Here is a 22,833-nt window from a genome sequence, read left to right as displayed (position 1 = left end):
GGGAAATTATGGATTTAAGTACAGAATTTGCAGGGATAAAATTGAAGAATCCTTTAATGCCAGCATCTGGTCCATTAGTTGGTGATGATGAAAAGATGCTATACCTTGCAAGACTTGGCGTTGGAGGGATGGTTACCAAAACTATATCTACTAAGGCTGCAGAAGTTCCAAGACCTTGTATATACGGCACCAATAATTATATTGTAAATGCAGAATTATGGTCTGAATTACCACCGGAAAAGTGGATAAATGAAATATTACCAAAATTAAAACAAGAACTTGATTTACCTTTAATAGTCAGCGCAGGTTACACCAAGGAAGATATGGAAATTTTGATTCCACAGCTGGATAAATTTGCAGATGCATTTGAAATTTCCACGCATTATGTTGGAAAGAATTTAGATACAATTGCAGAAACAGTTAGAACAATAAGGTCTCACACAGATAAGCCGATATTCATGAAAATGAGCCCGCATATTCCAGATCCTGTAGCGTTTGCTAAAATGGTTCTCGAAAATGGGGGAACAGGTATTGTTGCAATAAATTCATTAGGTCCAACTATGCTTGTAGATTTAAAAAACCGAACAAATCTAATAGGTAATGATAAAGGGCAGGTGTGGATTTCAGGCCCTGTAATTAAAAACCTTGGACTTGCACTTGTAAATACAATAAAAGAAGCTGTTCCTGAAATTACAGTAATAGGTGTAGGTGGGATTGCATCTGCTGATGATGTTTTAGAATACTTATTGGCTGGAGCAGATGCTGTTCAAATGCTATCAGCTGCATTGATCAGAGGAAAACAGCTATACAAAACTATAGTTGATCAATTACCTAAAGCTCTTGAGAAATATGGATTTAGTAGTATAGAAGAGGTAAAAAAGGTTGGATTAAAGAAAAAGGAAGTTATATTTGAACCAAAATATCCACAAATAGATCTTAACAAATGTACTTTCTGTAAATTATGTGAAATGGTATGTCCATACTGGGCAATTACTGTAGACAAAGAAAATAAACAAGTTATAGTTGATGAAAGCAAATGTTTTGGTTGTAGTTTATGCCAGAGTAGATGTCCTGTTAAAGCAATTAGTGGTGTTATATAATAAAAATATGGCGCATGCGCCATATTTTTATTTAATATATTCTAATCCTGCAATATTTAAGAAATTCCATGGTTTATTAAAGTGTGGTTGAAAAAAGAAATCTATGAATGCCAAATCCTTTATTGTCATTTTATTTTGAATAGCAACTGACATTGTGTTTATAGATTGTGTTAAATCGGCTTTTGATACTATTTGAGCACCCAATATTCTCTCTGTGTTTTTATCATATACAACTTTGAATGTTAAAGAATAATATTCTGGCATAAATTCTGGTCTGTTATTTTCTGTAATAATAATAGAATCAACATTCAAATTTTGCGATTTAGCCATACTTTCTGTTAAACCAGTTGCAGCAAAATTATTACCATATATTTTTATTCCTGATGTTCCTTGAGTTCCAGGATATTTTAATGTTGGTTTTGCTAAATTGTATGCTGCTATTGTTCCCATTCTTACAGCATTTGTTGCAAGAGGAATATATCTGTATTTGCCTTCTGGATTATAATATACAGCACATGAATCTCCTGCAGCAAATACATCATTAACGCTTGTTCTCATATATTCATCTACAATAATTGCACCATTTTCAAGCATATCCAATTGACCTTTAAACAGGGCAGTGTTTGGGCTAAATCCCATAGCTAATACAACCATATCTGTTTCATATTCATTTTTAGTTGTAATTACCTTTCTTACTTTATTATCTTTACCTTCAAATTTAATAACTTTTTCTCCAAGAGCTAATTTTACTCCATTTTCTAATAGAGCTTTTTCTGCAACATCTGTAAATTCTTTATCAAGATATCTGCTTAATATTCTATCTTCTATATCTATAAGCGTAACATTTTTCCCGTGTTCCCTGAAAGCTTCAACAAGTTCAACACCTATATATCCTGCTCCTATAACAATAATATTTTTAACTTGTTCTGTTTTTTTAATTATATCCTGCGCATGATAAAAGTTTTTTGATAACAAAATATTTTCCATATGTATTCCTTCGATATCTGGAACAATTGGCCATGAACCTGTTGTGATTATTAATTTGTCAAATGTATCGTCAAATTCTTCTTTTGTTTCAAGATTTTCTACAACAATTTTTTTATTTTTTAAATCAACATTTTTTACATTATGACGCATTTTTGTATTTACACCAATATTTCTCAATTGCTCAGGAGATGAATAAAATAGTCCTTTTGGATCTTTTACCACACCTTGAACATGTAATGCAATACCACAGGACAAAAATGAAATATTATCGTTCCTTTCATATACTGTGATTTCTGCATTTTTATATAATTTTGCTGAGTTAATAGCCACTGCTGTTCCTGCATGTGTACAACCTATAATCACTATCTTCATATATAAACGCCCCCTTCTGTTTGTTATTTTTTTAACTTATATAGTTAAAGCACGCTTTTTTCAAAATTAATTATACTACATATTTATAATAATTTCAATTAAGAGAATATTACAAAAACAGAAATATGAAAATTATAAAATAATAAACAGATAGGTTATTTGTTAATCTTTATAGAAAAATAACACGATAATATTATGAACTGAATTTTCAAATAGACGAAATAGGTGGTGGTATTCATGAAAAAAATAAATATATTAATTTTTCTGATAATTATATTTTTATTACAAGGATGTATATTTAAAAATCAACCTCCAATAATAGAAAGTCTAACACCATCTAATAATGAAAAAATAAATCCAGATAATGTTATTTTTCAATGGATAGCTAAAGATCCAGAAAAGGATCTGCTATCATACAATTTTTATCTATTTTCTAATGGCGTAAAAATTAAGGAAGTAAAGAATTTAGCTATTAATTCATATAAAATAGATAAGCTTGAAGAAGGAAAAAAATATTACTGGAAAATTGAAGCGGTGGATATAAAAGGGAATAAATCATCAAAGGAGGCTAATTTTGAAACTATTGAGATTAATAATAAACCTATTAAATCATTTTTGATATATCCAGAAAATAATAACAACAATGTTTATCCATATAATATAAAATTTCAATGGAATAAAAGTATAGACTTTGATGGGGATAATATCTTATACAATCTTTATATATCAGATTCTACTCCTTTAACAACACCAATAGCAACAAATTTATCTAAAAATGAATATATTATAGACAAGCTGGAATTGGGGAAAAAATATTATTGGAAAGTTGAAACGTTTGATTCTTATGGTGCAACAGCTTTATCTGATATATGGACTTTTAAAACGAGTTTAAATACACCACCGATAATTGATTTTCCTTCAAAAACTTATACAGTAAAAGAAGGAGAAGAATTTGAACTAAATTTAGATATTTTTGTATCAGATATGGAAGATAAACAATTTGAATATCAAATTCTTACAAATAATGGTGCATATATACAGGGGAACACATATATTTTTAAACCTGGATATGATTTTGTAAAACATGATAATACTCAAAAAAAAATACAGGAAAAAATTCTTGTAAGTGATACAAAAGATAGTGCTAGTGGATTTTTAAATATCATCGTTAAAGACGTCAATAGAAATCCTGACATGCCTTCAATAGAATATCCTGCAAAAAACTCTATAGTTCCTTCAGACATTACATTAAAATGGACTGGAAGCGATCCGGATGGTGACAATTTAACTTATGATATATATATTGGAAATTATACAAAAAATTATACAAAAATTGCAACAAATATTACATCAACAGAGTTTCCGCTTCAGCTAAATCCTGATACAAATTACTATTTAAAAATAGTTGCTAAAGATAATTATAATGGAATTAAAGCGAGTGATGAATTATATTTTAAAACAAAAAAATCACCTGATACTATTCAGTGGGAAAGCAATATTTCAAATATAAAAGATATTTTTATGTTCGATAATAAACTTATAGCAATTTCTGAAAATAGTGTTTATAAATTGAATACAGATAATTCAATAGATCGGTCAATAGAATTGGAAGGTTTAAAACGTGGAAGTATATTGTATAAAAACTTACTATTTATTCCAGATTATGCTGGAAATATAAACATTATAAATCTTCGGGCATTTAATTTAGAAAACACAATACAAATATCAGAAGCAATTTCTGGAATTGTTGCCAGTGAGAATTATAAAAATGAAGAAAATTTATATGTGATTACATCAAATGGAATTTTATATGTATATGATATAAAAACCGGATTATTAAAATGGAAGAAAAGTTATAATATAATTCCAGATTCTCCACCGGTAATAATTGAAAATGGATATATAGTTCTTTCTGGAAATCTTGACAATAAAGGAAAAATAATAATAACAAAACCTAAAGGAAAAATATCTAAAGAATTGTCCTTAGATAACGTAATAACTACAAATATTTCTAATGATGAAGATTTTAATTTATATTTTGGAGAAGGAGTATTTTTGCATAGTTATAAAAAAGATGGCACAAAAAATTGGACGATTAATTTACCAGAAAATATAAATGGTGAAATATTATATGATGGCGAATTTCTATATGCCTGTGGACAGAATAATATATTCAAACTTAATAAAATGGGAGATATTCTGGAGACATATTCTACAAATGATATATTTCCAAAAACAATGATAATTTCTGAAAATAAAAATTTATATGTTCTTTCAAACAACGGGATTTTCAAAAATTCCGATAAAATATTAAGTACAACATTTAATGATATAAAAACATATGCTTTGCTAAACGATGGCCTATTATATTTTGCAACAGACGAAAAATTATATGCAATATCTATAGAAGAAAAAAATATATTAAAAGATCTATGGGCCGTATATGGAAAAAACCCATATAGAAACAGAGATTCATATATAAGAAATAATACAAGACCAGATATTCCAACTTTGATTTATCCCCAAAATCAAAGTATAGAAATTCCGGTAACGGTAAATTTAGAATGGAATGCTGAAGATCCAGAAGATGATTCTTTATCCTTTGATATCTATCTTGGTGAGAATGATAATTTGGAATATATCACCACAACACAATCAACATCATATGAATTAACACTTGAAAACGACAAAAAGTACTTTTGGAAAATAATTGCTAATGATGGAGAAATTGAAAGTGAAAGTCAGGTGTTTGCATTTAATACAGTTCCAGAACCTGCCAAATTGAAATTTAAAACATATGTTGAAGGGGCTATAATTTATTCACCTGCTATTTCAGATGAAAATTATATATATTTTTCAACAAGTTCAGGAAAAGTATATGCCTACGATTCATATGGTAATGAAATCTGGAGTTTTAATACAGATGGATTTATAAACTCTCCTGTTGTAATAAATCCTTTAAATCAAATTATTGTGGGAAATGATAATGGAAATTTATATATAATTAATTCGGATGGCACTTTATATGAAAAAATTAAACTTGATAGTGCAATAAACAAGCCGGTTTCTCTGGGAACAAATAGTGAAATTTTCGTAATAACAGATATAGGAACAATATATAAACTTGGAGCATTTGGAAATGAAATATGGAAGAGAAACTTAAATGGAGCGCCAACAACAAATATAGTTGTAGATAAAGAAAACAACATATATTTCGGAATAAATAATCATTTGTACAGCTACAATTCTGATGGTGAAGAAAGATTTAAACTGAGTTTTCAAAGAGTAATAATAACAGGATTGACCATGGATGAAAATGAAAATTTATACTTTGCTACTGCAGATAATAAAATATATTCTTACAACAGATCAGGGCAGCCAAATTTTAAAAAACAAATAGATGAGAAAATAATTAATTATATTTTATTGGGAAATGATAAATCCCTATACTTTGAAACGGATACAGGAACACTTTATAAATACTATTATTATATTGATCATTTAGAGAAATTATCATTGGGAGGATATCCATATACCCTTATATTAATGGAAGACACAAAATATATAACAACAGATGAAAAATTTATAGTATACAACGGAGAAATGAAATGGTATAAAGATTATAAAAAAATAAGACACTCTCCAAACATTGATAATAATGGTGTTATAATATTTGGAACAATTGATGGGTATTTATACGGTATTTATGGTCAATCATTGAATTTATTGGATTCATCCTGGCCTATATATTTAGGAGATAAAAAACATACAGGAAACATTGATCCAAATAATATTTCAATACCATCTAACAGACCGCCGTTGAAACCGTATAATCCATATCCAACAAACAAATCTGAAATCTCTGCCTATTCAGTGGCTTTAAGCTGGGAATCCTCTGATCCTGACGGCGATAATGTATATTACGATGTATATTTTGGAGATTTAAAAGACCAAACATTAAAAATAAGCAAAATTTCTCAGAAATATTATAATATAAGCAATTTAACTCCCGGAACATATTACTGGTATATAACGGCCTATGATGATTACGGTAATATATCAAAAAGTGATTTATGGCAATTTACAATAAATGAAATAATAAATGAAAACAATCCACCATTAAAACCTGTATTATTAGAACCAATAAATAATGCTCAAAACATATCAACCAATGTAATGCTGAAATGGGAAGGTTCAGATCCTGATAACGATCCTTTAACATATGATATATACATAAGTTCCGACCCAATTCTATCAACTCCCGTAGAAACAAATTATAGCGGAAATACCTATAACATCAATCTTGAAATGAATCAAACATATTACTGGAAAATAGTTGCAAAAGATGGGAAAGGCGGAGAAACACCAAGCGATACATTTTCATTTACCACATCTCAGGAAACCAATAATCCGCCTAATAAGCCGATATTATTAGAACCATTAAATAATGCTCAAAATGTGGATCCAGATATAACATTATCCTGGAGTGCAACTGATCCTGATAACGACCCATTAAGCTATGATTTATACCTTGGAACAAATCAAAATTTAACAGAACCATATAAAATAAACCTAACCACAACATCATTTAATGTTTCAAATTTGGAATTAGGACAAACTTATTACTGGAAAGTAATAGTTAAAGATGGAAAAGGTGGAATTAATACAAGTGATACATATTCATTTACTGTTAGAGAAAGTATAGGTCCACTCACACCAAAATTATATTTCAAAGATGCCATCGTAACATCTGGACAACAGGGTGAATTTATTATTCACGGTCAGAAATTAGAAAATATTCTTGCATTTGATATTGAAATCGATTATGATAATACAAAATTAAGTATTTCCCAGAGTGGAATTCAGGCTATAGGAGAATTAACAGGAAGAAGTTTAATAATAAATATAAACAATGGAAAATTAAAAATTACAACATTATCTTTTTCACCATTTACTATAAATGATAGTGATATAATCAAAATTACATTCACAGCAATAGGAGGTAGAGGAAATACCGAGGTGAAATTCACAAATAACACAAGAATTGTAGATCCAGCAGGAAATGAATTAGATGTGGATATTGCAGATATAGGCATTATAACAATACAATAAAAATAAAACATCGACAGAGCATTTCGAAAGAAATGCTCTTTTTTTAAAAAATTTTGAACATAATGAAAATTTATGTTGTCTAAATATAAAGCGATAATTCATATTGTTTAAATATAAAAATAAATTTTTATTAAAGTAAGGATGTGTATAGACGATATAACTAATGTGATTTTCAAAAAACATGGAGGTGAAAATATGTTTATTAAGAAAAAAGGTGTTTTGTTTTTTATTTTAGTCTTTATTGTACTTGTACTCTCCAGTTGTTTTAAAACTACACCAGTAGAGCTGCTAAATACAAATCATGTAAGTGTTGATTTAGGAACAAATTATGATATTTATTCAAAGGTAAACGCGTCAGCAGTGGAACTGGAATTTAACACATCTATTCCAGAAAATGCATTTGTATATGATAAAAGCAGTTCCATAATGTTGGTAAAGTCTTATACCAACAAAACTGTTGTAATGTTTTCAAAGGCTCAAAGAGATATTTTTAAAGGAGAAAAACTCTTTTCAATTAAAAGAAACTATTTAAACCCTGAAAAAAATAAAATTTTCACCAAAGCAGCATTGCTTGATGAAAAAACAAACAGAATAATAACAAAAGCAACAGCACCATACGAAGATGGTTTATCTGTTTCTGATGCAATTACCTTAAGATCAGGGGATGAAGCATCTATAGTAATTCATGCAAAAAACATTTCAAATGTTGAAACTTTCCAAATTCATTTATACTATCCAAACACATTAATAGACATTGATACATCCAAAGGTAATAATGGTGTTCAATTATTAAATTCTGCAGCAGTAAATACATTGCTTTCAGATCCAATAAATAACCCTGGAGATTTATTAATAACCTTTACAACACAAAATGGTTCTACACTAACAATTGAAGATGAAGATATAATAAGAATATATATTATTGCTAAAGATGTAAATCCAAAGGGTCAAGGGAACACAACACTTGATGTTACATTATTAGATAGCAATTTAAACACTGTTTCTGCTGATACATATGGTGGAAATATAGTAGTATATGATCCAATTTTATTGGGAGATTTTGATGATCCGGATACAACAGGTGATGAAAGAGATAATACTGTTGATATCGATGACTTTTTAATGTTTTTAGATCATTATGATACTCAATTAGGTGACGCATCATATGATGTAGATTTTGATATTTATCCATCGGAAATAGCACCAATAGGAGATTGGCAAACGAATTCCATATATAGCATAGCCTTTTCAGATGGGAAAATAGATTTATATGATTTCATAATATTCGCAAGAAATTATGGTAAAAATTTACCAACAGAAAATTCACCACCTGTATTTGCTGCAACGGGTCCAACGCCAGCAGATGGTGCAAGTAACCAATCAATCACAACAACACTTGATTTTGATGATGCAACAGATCCTGATGGTGACAGTGTAACTTATGATGTTTATTTAGGAACGAACCAAACAGACGTAAACAATTTAGTAGCTTCAACCAAAATAGCAACAGATTTAACAACTTCCATCACACCATCCTTATCACTGGATAGAGGAGCAACATATTACTGGAAGGTTGTGGCAAAGGATGGAAAAGGTGGAGAAACTCAACTTCCAGGTTCAAACACAACATATAGTTTTTCAACACAGACACTTGATAAAATATTTGTAGCTGGCGGATATGAAGGTGTATTTGTAATAGATGTAAGTACTCCGGCAAATCCTGTAATAGAACAGGATGGAGGCTCTGTTGATAATGTAATAGATACAGAAGGATATGTATATGATGTCGCAAAATTTGATATTAACTCAGAGGGATATGTGGCAATAGCCGATGGAGATAAAGGATTAAAAGTAGCTTTTTATGATGATGATAATACAACTCCACAATTCCAATTGGATAGTTCTTTAAATCCTTTCTATGTTGGGGACGAAGCAAAAGGTGTAGCTTATTATGGTTCAGGTAGTAATCACTATATACTTGTTGCTGCAGGTTCTCAAGGATTATATATAGTTCAATTTGATCCAGGTACAACTGATGATGCAAATACTGATGATGATGATCCATCAGGTGAATTTACATTAACTCAAAAATCACAACTTTCAATAAGCGGAGATTCAAAATCCGTAACAGTTGATGGCACAGTAGCTTATGTAGCAGCTGATACAGGCGGCCTTGTAATAATTGATATAAGTGATGTAACAAATCCAGCAATTTTAGGAACATTAAGTGATATTTCAAATGTACTTGATGTTGTAGCGGATGGTGATTATGTATATGTTGCAGCAGGAGAAAATGGTGTGTATAAAGTAGATGTAAGCGATAAAACAAATCCATCTGTAAGTACATCATACAATACCACAGGATATGCAGAAAGTGTAGATGTTCAGGGAGATTATGTATACGTAGCAGATGGGTCAAATGGAATGGTAAAACTTGGCAAAACGTCATTGGCTTATGTTGGAAGATATAATACAGATGGTTATGCAAAAGGTATAGTGATTGATGGAGGTACAGGGTTCATAGGTGACGGTTATAATGGATTGAATATAATAGATGTAAATGCACTCACATTAACAGGTAGTTTTGATGTAGGTTCTGTAACGAGAGATACAGTTGTTACTGGAAACAGATATTTAATAGTAGCAGACGGCGCAGCAGGTGTTAAAATATATGATGCTGGTGCTAATTTAGCTAACATTGCAGCTCCAACTCTACTTAAAACAGTAAATACTCAGGGTTATGCAAGAGCAGTATATTATCAGGTACATGATGACGGTGCTGGTAATGAAGAATACCTGATTTATGTAGCAGATGGTCCTAAAGGAATTGCTGTAATAAATGCTGATGCTGATGGTAATGACACGCCATTTGAAAATGCAGCAGATATAACATTAATAGGCAATATTGATACAGATGGTTATGCATATGATGTTTATCCATATGCAACAGATGGTAATTTTGATTTGAGTGGAGATGAATATTTATATGTAGCAGATGGTCCTAAAGGATTAGCAGTATTTGACATAACAACGCAGGCAAGAACGAGAGTACCGGTATATGTTAATACCTTTATAGATACAGGTACAGGTTCAAGTAATGTTGGTGTAATGATGGCTATTGGTTATGATGCAGATTATGACGCAGTCACAGCAGGTAACCAGCCCGCATTATTAATTGCAGATGGTGAAGCTGGTGTTGTATTATTTGATATATCAACAGCAAATTCCCCAGCTCTTCCAGATACAGGAGATCATGCACAGGATAGATACGATACATCGGGAACCGCTTTTGATTTATACGTTGATACAGCTAATGATTATGTTTTCATAGCAGATGGTACGCAAGGACTATCAGTAGTAAAATACGCTTTTGACGGGACAGATGCTTTAACCTGGACATTACAAGGTGGAGTAAGATTTGATGATGCAATAATTACAGGTATTGTTCAAAGAGCGGCCGGATATTATGAATTAGCTGCAGGCAATAGAGGAGTTGTTATAATGAGAGTAGCAGATGTTACAACATTAACTAATGCAGATGCTTTACATACTTCAGGTAATGATCCGGATAGTGATAATGATTATGTAGCAGGAGAGTATAACACTCAGGGAACAGGATATAGCGTTAATTATGTAGGAAATGGTGGAGCAGGAGCAAAATACTATTCTATAGTATCTGATGGAGATAACGGTGTAGTCATACTACAAGATAATAATTCAGCACCTTATACTTTGAATTTAGAAAAAGACTATAAATGGATTAACTTTGGTAATCTTGTAACAAATTAAAGATTTGTCATCAATCCCCGGGATTTCCCGGGGATTTTTTATGTTTTAGAAAAAGGATATTTTAATTTTTACTTTTAATATTTACTTTACTAATTTTTCATGTTATAATATCACTGACAATTAAATAAAATTCCTTTAAAATGTAAGGGAAAACGGTGAAAATCCGTTGCGGGCGCGCCACCGTGAGTGGGGACGAAATCAGCACTTATGCCACTGGAAACATTTCTCTGGGAAGGCGCTGAGAGTAGAGAGAACCACAAGCCGGGAGACCTATTTTAAAGGGATTTGTTCCATCTTCTCGCGAAAAGAAGATGGAAAATAGATTTTTTATAGGAGGGATTATATATGAAAAAGGTATTTTTGACGTTATTATTGGTGTTATCATTATCTTTGTTTGCTTTTCAACCAGTAACTCTTGTGGATGATTTAGGAAGAGTAGTGAAATTTGACAAAGAAGTTGAAAGAATTGTTGTTGCAGCTCCAGCCATTTCTGATTTTATAATCAAATTAGGTGCAAAAGATAAAGTTGTAGGTGTTACAGATTTTGATTCTTATATAACAGATGTTGAAAAAATAGGAAATATGATGCCTCTAAATGTGGAAAAAATAATTTCTCTAAATCCAGATGTTGTATTATTAACCGGTGGTTTTCAGGAAGGCGAAGTATCAAAATTAGAAAAATTTGGAATCAAATCTTTTGTAATAAATCCCACCACATTAAATGAAATGTTTAGAGATTTATCCCTTGTAGGTGTAATACTTGGAAAAGGCAAAACTGCTCAGGACTATTCGCGAAAGTTAAGAGTTAGAATGTTAAACATTGCAAAAAATTCATTTTCGTGGAAAAATAAGCCAAAGGTAATATATTTATCCGCATACGGTAGTGTATCACAAATGTGGACATGTGGTACCGGTTCGTATTTAAATGAATTAATTACATATGCTGGTGGAATAAATGTAACTGCTCCATATACAGGAAACAATGGTTGGTTTGCAATAGGGCCAGAATTTGTAGTAAAGGAAAATCCGGATATAATTTTGGTTCCTTCTTATTATCCTGGGGATAAAGGCGCTTATAATCTAATAATGAATGCAGAACAATTTAAAGATGTTAATGCCGTGAAAAATTCTAAGGTGTTTATAATAGACGGAAATAAAGCTTCTTTGCCAAATACTGGATTAATAGATTTGTTAGGAGAGCTCAACAAACTCTTCAGTGAAAACAGATGAAAATATTAAAAACGGGGAAAGTTTCCCCGTTTTTTTCCCTGATATTTGGGCTAATTTTTATACTATTTTCTATAATATTATTTACATCATTAGGAACAGTTAAGATTCCATTTAAAGATGTTGTTTTATCCTTTTTTAATGTATCTTCAAATTCTTTGTATAATAAAATAATTTTCAATTTAAGATTACCAAGAATATTGGGAACGATTATTATTGGTGCAATCTTAGCAATTGCGGGAAATGATTTTCAAATGATAATAAAAAATCCTCTTGCGGATCCATTTATTATTGGTATATCCTCCGGAGCAAGTTTTGGCGCTATTATATACACTGCACTTAAAAGTGTATATGGGATTGATTTGCCTTTTGGGATAGAATTTTTTTCATTTATTTCTGCATTAACTGCAACAATAATAACTTTTTCATTAGCAAGAGAAGGTAAAAAATTTCCTGTTATATCTTTAATATTAAGTGGAGTTATCGTTGGATTTGTATTTAATTCTATTTCTACTCTGTTTACTGTCTTATTCTGGCAAAATTTATTACATATAAACTTCTGGCTTATGGGAAGTACGGGAAATATTGTATGGTCTGACCTGACAATATTAATTGTATTTTTACTCTTACAAATTGCAATTAATTTTATATTAAAAAAGCACATAGAAGTTGTAGCGATGGGAGATGACATTTCAATTTTTTCCGGAATAAATCCTGAAAAAATAAAATTAATAGTACTTGGCATTAATGTTCTGGCAGTATCTATAGTTGTATCAAAAGCTGGAATAATTGGATTTGTTGGTCTGATAATACCTCATCTTGTAAGAAAAATTACAGGTCCAGATATACATTACTCTACAATAGGAGCTTTAATATATGGAGGAATATTCCTGGGGTTTGCAGACCTGTTTTCACGATATTTGTTCAGACCTACAGAATTACCCATAGGTATAACAACATCATTAATAGGAGCTCCTATTTTTATTATTATTATGAAAAGAGGAAAAAAAATATGAAAATATTAGAAATTGAAAATCTTGAGTTTTCATATAATAATCATTTTAGGTTAAAAATAGATCATATGTATATAAAAAAAGGAGAATTCGTTTCAATAATTGGACCAAATGGTTCAGGTAAAACTACTGTATTAAAATTATTAACATTATTAGAAAAGAAAAATAAAGGAAAAATTATAATAGCTGGAAAAAAAATAGAAGATTATACTAAAAGAGAATTGTATAAAAAGATAGCCGTGGTTCCACAGGAATTCTTCACATCATTTGAATTTACAGTAGAAAATATAATTTCATCGGGAAGAATTCCTTATGAAACATTATTTTCAAGCAGTGATGAAAAAATCGTAGAAAAAATTATGACAAAAACAAATACTTTAAAATTTAAAGATAGAATTTATAATTATCTCAGTGGTGGTGAAAAACAAAGGGTTATGTTAACACGAGCGCTGGTTCAAAATACTGATATATTATTACTGGATGAGTTTGTATCTCAAATAGATCCAGGTTATACTCAGCAATTAATACGAATGGTAAAAGACGAATCGATTAAATATGAAAAAAGTATATTGTCAATATTCCACGATGTTAATCTGGCATCATTATATTCTGATAGAATATATATCTTTAAAGATGGGAAAATTAAATATTCTGGTTCTCCAGAAAATGTTATAACTGAGAAAATAATGAAGGAAATTTTCAATATAGATTGTATAATAACAAAACACCCTAAAAAAGGGAAACCACAGGTTGTTTTTGAATATTGACACAGTTATGTTATAATTTAATTAGTATAATTTATATAAATGTTCTAAATTATTCTTTCTTTTCAAATGCTAATGTTTCGGTTATGCTAATGTTTTGGTTATGCTAATGTTTCGATTATAATATTTTAAAAGGGGGTATTTCAATTGGGTGTGAAGTATATTGTTAATATTGATAAAGTAAATCAATTAACCAAAGCAGAAAAAGAAGAACTAAAAAAAGTTACAGAAAAATATAAATTCAGAGCAAATGATTATTATTTAGGACTTATAAACTGGGATGATCCAAATGATCCAATTAGAAATCTCATAATCCCACAAATTGGAGAGTTAGACGAATGGGGAAAGTTGGATGCTTCAAATGAAAAGTCATATACCATAAGTAAAGGATTGCAACACAAATACAGGGATACAGCTTTGTTGCTTGTAAATGATGTATGTGGAGGATATTGTAGATTTTGTTTTAGAAAAAGGTTATTTATAAACATTGGTGCAGAAGTTGTCAGAGATGTAAGTGAAGATCTCGAATATATAAAGCAACACAAAGAAATAACAAATGTATTATTAACAGGTGGAGATCCGTTATTATTATCTACAGAAAAATTAGAAAATATCATAAAGCAAATACGCGAAATTGAACACGTTCAAATTATAAGAATAGGGTCAAAAATGGTTGCATTTAATCCATATAGAATAATCGAAGACAATAAATTAATTGACATGATAAAAAAATATTCTACCGATGAAAAGAAAATATATATAATGACACAATTCAATCATCCTAATGAAATTACAAATGTTGCAATAAAAGCTGTAAATATGTTACTCAAAGCTGGAGCTATCCTGGCAAATCAAACACCTTTAATAAAAAGTGTAAATGCAGATTGGAAAACTCTAATGGAATTGTTTAAAAAATTATCATTTATAGGTGTCCCACCATATTATGTATTTCAGGGAAGACCTGTTGCAGGAAATAAACCTTTTGCTTTAACTATAGAAGAAGGCTATCAAATATTTTTAAAAGCAATTGCTAATGTTTCAGGACTTGCAAAAAGAGCAAGATTTGCTATGTCTCATGAAACAGGAAAAATTGAAGTGGCTGGATTAACAAAAGAACATATAATCTTTAGATATCAGAGAGCTCATAATCCTGAAAATGCAGGTAAATTTATGATCTACAAAAGAAATCCAAATGCATATTGGTTAGATGATTATAAAGAATTAGTTGAAGAATATATTGTGGATAATCCTTTAATATAAACAAGCTTTTATTTATCATTAATTTTTAATATTTTATAACAAGGCATGGGATTCCATGCCTTTTTTTGTTACAAAATAAAAGTTGACTTTTTTTATCGTATTTGATAAAATAATAATAGACATTTTTTATCCTATTTGAAAGTTAAAAAAATAACAAGGAGGATGTTGTTTATGGAAACGAATTTATTTGAAAATGTATTGGGATTAATTGGGAATACGCCATCAATGAGGTTAAAAGCTATTGAATCATATTTTAATATTGAAAATAAATTATATGCAAAAATAGAATATTTTAACCCAGGTGGAAGTATAAAGGACAGAATGGGTGTATATATGCTTCAGAAAGCCCGAGAAGAAAACATGATAAATTCCGATACAATAATAATCGAACCAACATCTGGAAATACCGGAGTAGGATTAGCTTTATATGCAATTAAATATGGAAATAAATTGATTTTTACAATGCCCTCAAAAGTAAGTCTCGAGAAAGAATATTTATTAAAAGCATATGGAGCTTTTGTAGTTAGAACACCAACAAATGTAAAACCAGATGATCCAAATTCATATTACAGCGTTTCAGAAGTAATAAAAAAATTGATATGGAAAAAGAATAAAAAAATTGACATTTTAGAAATTAAAAATATTGTTGAATATGTTCAACAGTTGGTAAATAATAATGACCTGGATAAACTTAAAGAAATTTTAAAAGAAGATATTAAACCAAATATTTACGCATATTCACCAAATCAATATGAAAACAAATATAATCCTGAATCACATTACATTATAACCGCAAAAGAGTTATGGGAACAATTTGATGGTAAGTTAGACTATATTTTTGCTGGTGTGGGAACTGGAGGAACAATAACAGGGATATCAAAATATTTTAAAGAACGCAGTAATACAAAAATTATAGGTATTGATACAGTAGGATCTATATATAAATTAGTAAAAGACGGAATGGATATAAAAAAAGCTTTAGAACATGCACATACATATTTAGTTGAGGGCATTGGTGAAGATTTGATTCCTGAAACTGTAGATCTCGATTCTATTGATGATATGGTTGTCGTTGGAGATCAAGAATCATTTTCTATGACAAGATTCATCGCCAAAAAAGAAGGAATTCTTGTTGGAGGTTCTTCTGGTGCTGCGTTATTTGGAACTATTAAATATATTAAAGATAATAATATAAAAGGGAAAAAAATTGTAATAATATTTCCCGATAGTGGAAGAAGTTATTTAACGAAGATATTTAATGATGATTGGCTAATAAAAAACAACATTAAAATAAATGATGAAAAAATTTTGGAGGTGTTATTATGAAGTTTTCAACAAAAGCTGTACATATAGGTGAAGTGCCAGATGATACTCAACACGGTGATGCTATATACCCAATACATTTATCTACAACTTTTGCTAAAAAAAGTCTCGAGGATGTAGAAAATGGATTTGTATATTCAAGAAGTGGTAATCCCACCCGCGATAACTTAGAAAAAAAGTTAGCCTCTATTGAAAATGCAAAATTCGGATTGGCATTTTCTTCTGGATTGGCTGCCGAAACGACAATAATTCTTTCTTTATTAGAAAAAGGGGATCATATAATTGCATTTGATGATTTATATGGTGGAACAAAAAGGTTATTTGATAAAGTACTAAAAAGATTTGGAATAGAAGCTAGTTATGAAGACTTTAGAGATTTAAATAAAGTTGAAAAGGCTATAAAAGGTAATACAAAACTCATATGGATTGAAACTCCCACAAACCCATTATTAAAACTTGCCAATATTAAGGCTTTATCAGAATTATCAAAAAATAAAAATTTAATAACCGTTGTGGATAATACATTTGCCAGTCCTTATTTTCAAAATCCACTGGATTTAGGTGCAGATATAGTCTTACATAGTATAACAAAATATATAAACGGACATTCAGATGTTGTAGGCGGAGCTATAATGGTAAATGATGAATTATTATATGAAAAAATAAAATATCATCAAAATGCCGTAGGTGCAGTTTTATCTCCTTTTAATTCATGGCTGGTTATGAGGGGAATTAAAACTCTTTCCTTACGGATGGAAAAACATGAAAAAAATGCTATGATTATAGCCAAGTATTTAGAGGATCATCCAAAAGTCGAACTAGTATATTATCCTGGACTTGCTTCCCATCCTCAGCATGAATTAGCTAAAGAACAAATGAAAGGATTTGGTGGCATGTTATCTTTTGAATTAACAGGAGATTTAGAAGAGGCAAAAAAGTTTGTTGAAAATTTAGAGTTTTTTTCTTTGGCAGAAAGCTTAGGTGGAGTCGAATCTTTAATAGAACTTCCAGCATTAATGACTCATTCAGCAATTTCAAAAGAAGAAAGATTAAAAATAGGAATTAAAGATTCATTGATAAGAGTTTCAGTCGGAATAGAAGATGTTGAAGATTTAATTGAAGATTTAGAAAAAGGTTTTAAGGCGGTGAAAAAATGAAGATTTCTTTTAAAGAAATAGAAATATTTTTAAAAAAATTAGGGTATGAAAAAAATGAAATAAATGAATTTATTGAGCAAATAAAACATTTTGAAGAAGAAGCTCCAGACAGAGACGAAATTGTAAAATCATATCTAAACGATAAATGTATAAATGTTATTGTTGAAGAAATATCCAATGAAATAGTTACATTAAATAATAAACATATACGCCTTCTTGATGTTGCTGCTGGTTCGGGGTTTTTTACGGAAAAAATAATAATGAACTTAAAAGAAAAAGGGATTTCTGTTGATCCTTATGCATTAGACTTAACTCCTAGCATGCTGAATAGATTGGAAGAAAGAAATATAAAAACTATTTGGGGAATTGCCGAAAGGATTAAAGATTCAATTTTAATTTCTAATGATTATTATAAGGAGAAAAAACCAGAAAAATTTGATGTAGTTATATCTACATTGGCTTTCCACCATTTTTTAGAGCCAGAAAAAGTTTTAAAAAGTTTTAGAAACGTTTTGAATAAAAATGGAAAAGCTATAATAATAGATATATTAAAACATGAACATGAGGAAATATTAGAAGATTTAAAAGATACTCATCCTGGATTTTCTTTAAACGAAATAAAAAATATAAGTAAAGAAATATTTACTAAAACAAATGCAGATCCTTTAGAAGCATATTGTACTGTTGATGATAAAAAGATTTATTTATATAAAGCCGTATTAAGTATGGTATAATAATTATATCTCATAGCATTTTCAAAGATAAACCAAAAAACATTAAGGAAATATAAAAAACAAAATAAAAAAGAGAATCGCATAAATTCATTGAAAGTGGAGGGATAAAAATGGAATTAATAGAATCAGGAAGAAAAAAGATTGAATGGGTCAAACAGCATATGAAAGTGTTAAACACTTTAAAAGATATGTATATGGAAGAACAACCGTTTAAAGGAATTAATATTTCAATGAGTATTCATCTTGAAGCAAAAACTGCATATACTGCCGTTGTATTACACGAATTAGGAGCAAATGTAGCAATAACAAGTAGCAATCCGTTGTCTACACAGGATGATGTAGCTGAGGCGCTAAAAACATATGGCGTTAATGTTTATGCTAAACGCTCTACCGATGAAGAACTATACTGGAAAAACATAGATAAAGTGCTTTCCATTAAGCCCAATATTGTTATCGATGATGGTGCTGATTTAGGGGTTAGAATTATAGAAAAATATCCGGAATTATTAGAAAATATCTGGGGAATAAACGAAGAAACTACAACAGGCATTAAAAGATATAAAGCATTATTAAAGGATGGGGAATTAAAGGTTCCTGTAATAGATGTAAATGATTCGTATATGAAATATTTATTTGATAATCGATATGGAACTGGGCAATCAACATGGGATGGAATTATAAGATCTACAAATCTAACAGTTGCTGGTAAAAATGTTGTAATTGCGGGTTATGGATGGTGTGGTAAGGGTGTTGCCATGCGAGCAAAAGGATTGGGTGCAAAGATCATTATTACAGAAGTTGATCCTATAAAAGCAATAGAGGCAGTTATGGACGGTTTTGAAGTCATGCCTATGGATGAAGCTGCTAAAATTGGGGATTTCTTTATAACCGTTACAGGTGATACGGATGTTATTGTTGAAAAACACTTTTTAAATATGAAAGATGGTGTGGTTTTAGCTAACGCAGGACATTTTGATATAGAAGTTAAAGTTGCAGATTTAGAAAGAATTAAAGTTGAAAAAACAGAGGTTAGAAATGGTGTGACTCAATATACAATGCCAAATGGCAATAAGTTATATTTGCTTGGAATGGGACGACTTGTAAATTTAGTAAATGGAGATGGACATCCTGTAGAAATAATGGATTTGTCCTTTTCATTACAACTTGAAGGAGCTAAATACCTAAAAGAAAATAAAGGGAATATAGAGGTTGATGTAAAACCGGTGCCGTATGAAGTTGATATAAAAATTGCAAAAATAAAATTAAAGACTATGGGTATTGAAATTGACGAATTAACTCCGGAACAAATCGCATATTTAAATAGCTGGAAATAAATTAAAACACCGAATAAGAACATACTAAAAAAATAAAAAGGGAGCGTAAGCTCCCTTTTTGGGGTGGCATGTGGGATTTGAACCCACGACATCCTGATCCACAGTCAGGCGTTCTACCACTGAACTAATGCCACCATCTCTAAATAAAAAAAGGTGGCGCGCCCAGAGGGACTCGAACCCCCAACCCTTGGATTAGAAATCCAATGCTCTATCCTATTGAGCTATGGGCGCTGGAGCGGCCGACGAGACTCGAACTCGCAACCCCTGGCTTGGAAGGCCAGTGTTCTACCAATTGAACTACAGCCGCACATAAAAAATACGCCACCTTCTGGTCGGAGCGACTGGGATCGAACCAGCGACCTCCGGTTCCCAAGACCGGCGCGCTACCATCTGCGCTACGCTCCGACACATCATCTTCATCAGATGTCCGTGAATTATAATACCACAAAAATCGCTATCTGTCAAGTAAAAAAATATTTCAAGATTTTTACAAATTATAAATTATCCAAATCATCTATTATTTTTTGTAAAACATCGGGTTCTTCATAAAATGAAATCACTTCTCCGTTTTTTAATGCTATGGTTAAACAAAAACTTTCTAAAAATGGTTTATGTAAAGTTCTTATTCGTTTATTTGGTAAAAATAAATCTCTAATTTTTGGATAATAAAATTCCTGATTTCCTTTTATATCATACAAATTATAAGACTCGATTTCATTTTTATATATTATCTGATTAAAATAGTCGCCGTTTGGCATTTTAAAAGAATAAGCAATATAATTATTACCTATAGCTAAAGTTGAAGAAAGCAATTTTCCGATTTCTTCAATTGAGGAAATTTCACCCCGACCAAAAAACAAATGATAATATCTCCAGTTTTCAGGTTTAAAATTATTATTTCTAATATAATTTTTCAATATATCAAATTTTTTTTCTTCATTTGCGGCAACAAGAAAAATTCCAGAAACAACTAACAAATAAAATAATATAAAATAATTTGTAAATCCAAAAAGTAAGGCTATGGCTTCGCTGCCAATTATAGTTCCCGCTAAGAATGAAAATACCTCTTTCCCTTTTAGCTTTAAAATCTGATAATAAATAATAAAAGCTATTAAGGAAACTCCAAAAAAGAGCCAACCTTTAACAAAGAGTTGTATAAAAGGAATTAGTCCTAAAATAATAGATAAAATCAAATAGTTCATATCATCACCTACTTTCCAACACAAAAATTACCAAAAATATTATCCAATAATGTTTCTGTATAATCATCCCCTGTTAATTCATTTAAAGCTTCTATTGTTTTTCTAACATCAAACATTATTGCATCATTTGTTAATCCTAATTCAATTCCCTCTATAGCTTTAATTATAGAATCAATGGCTTTTTTTACAGCATTTTTTTGTCTTCTGTTTGTAAGCGCTAATTCATCCGTAATTACAGTATCCTTTAATTTGTTATATATTAAATCCTCAAGATTTTTTATTTCACCCTTGGATGCTGAAATTCTAACAACTTCATGTTCTTTCCACGGAATTTCAAAATTATCCTCATTATCAATATCTGATTTATTAATAACAATAATGACTTCTTTATTTAATTTATTTATTTTATTATATATTTCTTTATCGTATTCATCTATGCCAACTGAATTATCCAATACAAATAATATAAGTTTTGACTCTTCAATAGCTTTTAATGAGCGTGTCACACCTATTTTCTCCACAACATCTTCAGTTTTTCTAATCCCTGCAGTATCAATAGCTTTTATAAAAATTCCTCTAATATTTAAATTCTCTTCAATCGTATCTCTTGTTGTTCCGGGAATATCTGTTACAATTGCTCTATCTTTTCTCAACAAAGCATTTAATAATGTGGATTTACCAGCATTTGGTTTTCCGACGATAGCCATTTTAATTCCCTCTATTGCGGATATTCCGTTATCAGCGTTTTCATATAATTCCTCTAACTCTGCTTTTATTGTATTTAATGATTTTAAAAATTGAAAATTATCAACTTCAAAATCATCTGGATAATCCATTTCAACCTCAATTCTGGCAGCAATATTAAATAATTCTTTTTTTATTATCTCTATTCTTTTTGACAATTTACCATCCATTTGATTTGTTGCAGCTTTCAATGCGAAATCTGAATTGGCATGAATTAATTCATTAATAGCTTCCGCTTTTAACAAATTCATTTTTCTATTCATAACAGCTCTTTTGGAAAACTCTCCTGGTAAAGCTTCTCTTACATTCAACGTCATTATTTTTTCTAAAATTTTTTTTGTTACTAATATACCGCCATGGCAGAATATCTCAAGCATATCTTCTCCAGTATAACTTTTTGGCCCTTTATGATAAACCCATGTAACTTCATCTATTACATAATCTTTTTCTTTAATCCAGCCATAATACATTTTTTTTGGTTCAGGAGCATGTATGTTAAAAAGAGATTTTATAACGTTAATAGTGTTTTCCCCTGTTAATCTTATAACAGCTATAGCTCCTGTTCCAATAGGGCTTGAAATTGCAGCAATTGTATCAAAAATCATAAAATCACTCCCAAAAAAGTTTTCTGATATATTATATCATATTAAATCATATACTTTTTTACTATTATTATCTTTTATTGTAAATAATAAAAATTTATAGAAATATGAGG

Annotated in this window: 14 protein-coding genes, 4 tRNA genes and 1 riboswitch; of the genes, 11 read left to right on the top strand and 7 right to left on the bottom strand. The window is 30.0% G+C overall.

Annotated features, from left to right (window positions below; all coding sequences use genetic code 11):
* Positions 1 to 8 precede the first annotated feature (8 nt).
* A complete protein-coding gene (locus XO12_RS07220; RefSeq protein ID WP_175420003.1) occupies positions 9 to 1,100 on the top strand; it encodes a 4Fe-4S binding protein in 1,092 nt (363 codons plus the stop codon).
* 27 nt (positions 1,101 to 1,127) lie between these two features.
* Here the strand turns inward: XO12_RS07220 and XO12_RS07215 are convergent, their stop codons facing one another.
* Positions 1,128 to 2,459 (bottom strand): FAD-dependent oxidoreductase, encoded by a 1,332-nt coding sequence (locus XO12_RS07215; protein ID WP_175420002.1) that lies wholly within the window; start codon positions 2,457 to 2,459, stop codon positions 1,128 to 1,130.
* Positions 2,460 to 2,696: 237 nt separating this feature from the next.
* On the opposite strand from XO12_RS07215, the gene XO12_RS07210 reads away from it, so the two are divergent.
* From XO12_RS07210 to XO12_RS07165, 10 genes are all read left to right on the top strand, one after another.
* Positions 2,697 to 7,571 (top strand): PQQ-binding-like beta-propeller repeat protein, encoded by a 4,875-nt coding sequence (locus tag XO12_RS07210; RefSeq protein WP_175420001.1) that lies wholly within the window; start codon positions 2,697 to 2,699, stop codon positions 7,569 to 7,571.
* A 195-nt stretch (positions 7,572 to 7,766) separates the two neighbouring features.
* The gene (locus XO12_RS07205; RefSeq protein ID WP_047266593.1) at positions 7,767 to 11,360 is read left to right on the top strand and encodes a hypothetical protein; all 3,594 of its coding nucleotides are present in this window, start codon (positions 7,767 to 7,769) and stop codon (positions 11,358 to 11,360) included.
* 110 nt (positions 11,361 to 11,470) lie between these two features.
* Positions 11,471 to 11,653, top strand: a riboswitch (cobalamin riboswitch).
* Positions 11,654 to 11,705: 52 nt separating this feature from the next.
* Positions 11,706 to 12,590: an ABC transporter substrate-binding protein gene (locus XO12_RS07200; RefSeq protein ID WP_047266592.1), complete on the top strand. Its 885-nt coding sequence runs from the start codon at positions 11,706 to 11,708 to the stop codon at positions 12,588 to 12,590.
* Positions 12,587 to 13,603: an iron ABC transporter permease gene (locus XO12_RS07195; protein WP_047266591.1), complete on the top strand. Its 1,017-nt coding sequence runs from the start codon at positions 12,587 to 12,589 to the stop codon at positions 13,601 to 13,603. Before XO12_RS07200 ends, XO12_RS07195 begins: the two co-directional genes overlap by 4 nt.
* Complete coding sequence (locus XO12_RS07190) at positions 13,600 to 14,367, top strand: ABC transporter ATP-binding protein (RefSeq protein WP_047266590.1); 768 nt, start codon at positions 13,600 to 13,602, stop codon at positions 14,365 to 14,367. Before XO12_RS07195 ends, XO12_RS07190 begins: the two co-directional genes overlap by 4 nt.
* 144 nt (positions 14,368 to 14,511) lie before the next feature.
* Positions 14,512 to 15,624, top strand: coding sequence for a KamA family radical SAM protein (locus XO12_RS07185; protein ID WP_047266589.1), 1,113 nt, complete (start codon positions 14,512 to 14,514; stop codon positions 15,622 to 15,624).
* Positions 15,625 to 15,795: 171 nt separating this feature from the next.
* Positions 15,796 to 16,950 carry a PLP-dependent cysteine synthase family protein gene (locus XO12_RS07180; RefSeq protein ID WP_217683667.1) on the top strand — a complete coding sequence of 385 codons (1,155 nt, stop codon included), beginning with the start codon at positions 15,796 to 15,798 and terminating at the stop codon, positions 16,948 to 16,950.
* Positions 16,947 to 18,104, top strand: coding sequence for a PLP-dependent aspartate aminotransferase family protein (locus XO12_RS07175; RefSeq protein WP_047266587.1), 1,158 nt, complete (start codon positions 16,947 to 16,949; stop codon positions 18,102 to 18,104). Before XO12_RS07180 ends, XO12_RS07175 begins: the two co-directional genes overlap by 4 nt.
* Positions 18,101 to 18,838: a class I SAM-dependent methyltransferase gene (locus XO12_RS07170; protein ID WP_047266586.1), complete on the top strand. Its 738-nt coding sequence runs from the start codon at positions 18,101 to 18,103 to the stop codon at positions 18,836 to 18,838. Before XO12_RS07175 ends, XO12_RS07170 begins: the two co-directional genes overlap by 4 nt.
* Before the next feature lie 110 nt (positions 18,839 to 18,948).
* Positions 18,949 to 20,172, top strand: a complete 1,224-nt coding sequence (locus XO12_RS07165) for an adenosylhomocysteinase (RefSeq protein ID WP_175420000.1) — start codon at positions 18,949 to 18,951, stop codon at positions 20,170 to 20,172.
* 59 nt (positions 20,173 to 20,231) lie between these two features.
* Here XO12_RS07165 and XO12_RS07160 read toward each other — a convergent pair.
* The 6 genes from XO12_RS07160 to mnmE form a co-directional block, all read right to left on the bottom strand.
* A tRNA-His gene (locus tag XO12_RS07160) sits at positions 20,232 to 20,306 on the bottom strand.
* Positions 20,307 to 20,326: 20 nt separating this feature from the next.
* Positions 20,327 to 20,403, bottom strand: a tRNA-Arg gene (locus tag XO12_RS07155).
* Positions 20,404 to 20,479 (bottom strand) — tRNA-Gly (locus XO12_RS07150).
* A gap of 22 nt (positions 20,480 to 20,501) precedes the next feature.
* Positions 20,502 to 20,577, bottom strand: a tRNA-Pro gene (locus tag XO12_RS07145).
* Between the two features lie 89 nt (positions 20,578 to 20,666).
* Entirely contained in the window at positions 20,667 to 21,374 is a 708-nt protein-coding gene (locus XO12_RS07140) for a hypothetical protein (protein WP_047266585.1), read from the bottom strand.
* Between the two features lie 8 nt (positions 21,375 to 21,382).
* Positions 21,383 to 22,723 (bottom strand): tRNA uridine-5-carboxymethylaminomethyl(34) synthesis GTPase MnmE, encoded by a 1,341-nt coding sequence (mnmE, locus tag XO12_RS07135; RefSeq protein WP_175419999.1) that lies wholly within the window; start codon positions 22,721 to 22,723, stop codon positions 21,383 to 21,385.
* Positions 22,724 to 22,833 lie beyond the last annotated feature (110 nt).

Source organism: Marinitoga sp. 1154 (genome assembly GCF_013363285.1).
In the GTDB taxonomy this organism is placed as follows: Bacteria; Thermotogota; Thermotogae; order Petrotogales; family Petrotogaceae; genus Marinitoga.
This window is presented reverse-complemented; position numbering and strand designations above follow the sequence as displayed.

Coding starts and splice junctions, on each gene's coding strand:
- XO12_RS07140 (WP_047266585.1), bottom strand. CDS start 21,374: ATGAACTATTTGATTTTATCTATTATTTTAGGACTAATTCCTTTTATA.
- XO12_RS07195 (WP_047266591.1), top strand. CDS start 12,587: ATGAAAATATTAAAAACGGGGAAAGTTTCCCCGTTTTTTTCCCTGATA.
- XO12_RS07175 (WP_047266587.1), top strand. CDS start 16,947: ATGAAGTTTTCAACAAAAGCTGTACATATAGGTGAAGTGCCAGATGAT.
- XO12_RS07190 (WP_047266590.1), top strand. CDS start 13,600: ATGAAAATATTAGAAATTGAAAATCTTGAGTTTTCATATAATAATCAT.
- XO12_RS07210 (WP_175420001.1), top strand. CDS start 2,697: ATGAAAAAAATAAATATATTAATTTTTCTGATAATTATATTTTTATTA.
- XO12_RS07200 (WP_047266592.1), top strand. CDS start 11,706: ATGAAAAAGGTATTTTTGACGTTATTATTGGTGTTATCATTATCTTTG.
- XO12_RS07215 (WP_175420002.1), bottom strand. CDS start 2,459: ATGAAGATAGTGATTATAGGTTGTACACATGCAGGAACAGCAGTGGCT.
- XO12_RS07180 (WP_217683667.1), top strand. CDS start 15,796: ATGGAAACGAATTTATTTGAAAATGTATTGGGATTAATTGGGAATACG.
- XO12_RS07170 (WP_047266586.1), top strand. CDS start 18,101: ATGAAGATTTCTTTTAAAGAAATAGAAATATTTTTAAAAAAATTAGGG.
- mnmE (WP_175419999.1), bottom strand. CDS start 22,723: ATGATTTTTGATACAATTGCTGCAATTTCAAGCCCTATTGGAACAGGA.
- XO12_RS07165 (WP_175420000.1), top strand. CDS start 18,949: ATGGAATTAATAGAATCAGGAAGAAAAAAGATTGAATGGGTCAAACAG.
- XO12_RS07205 (WP_047266593.1), top strand. CDS start 7,767: ATGTTTATTAAGAAAAAAGGTGTTTTGTTTTTTATTTTAGTCTTTATT.
- XO12_RS07220 (WP_175420003.1), top strand. CDS start 9: ATGGATTTAAGTACAGAATTTGCAGGGATAAAATTGAAGAATCCTTTA.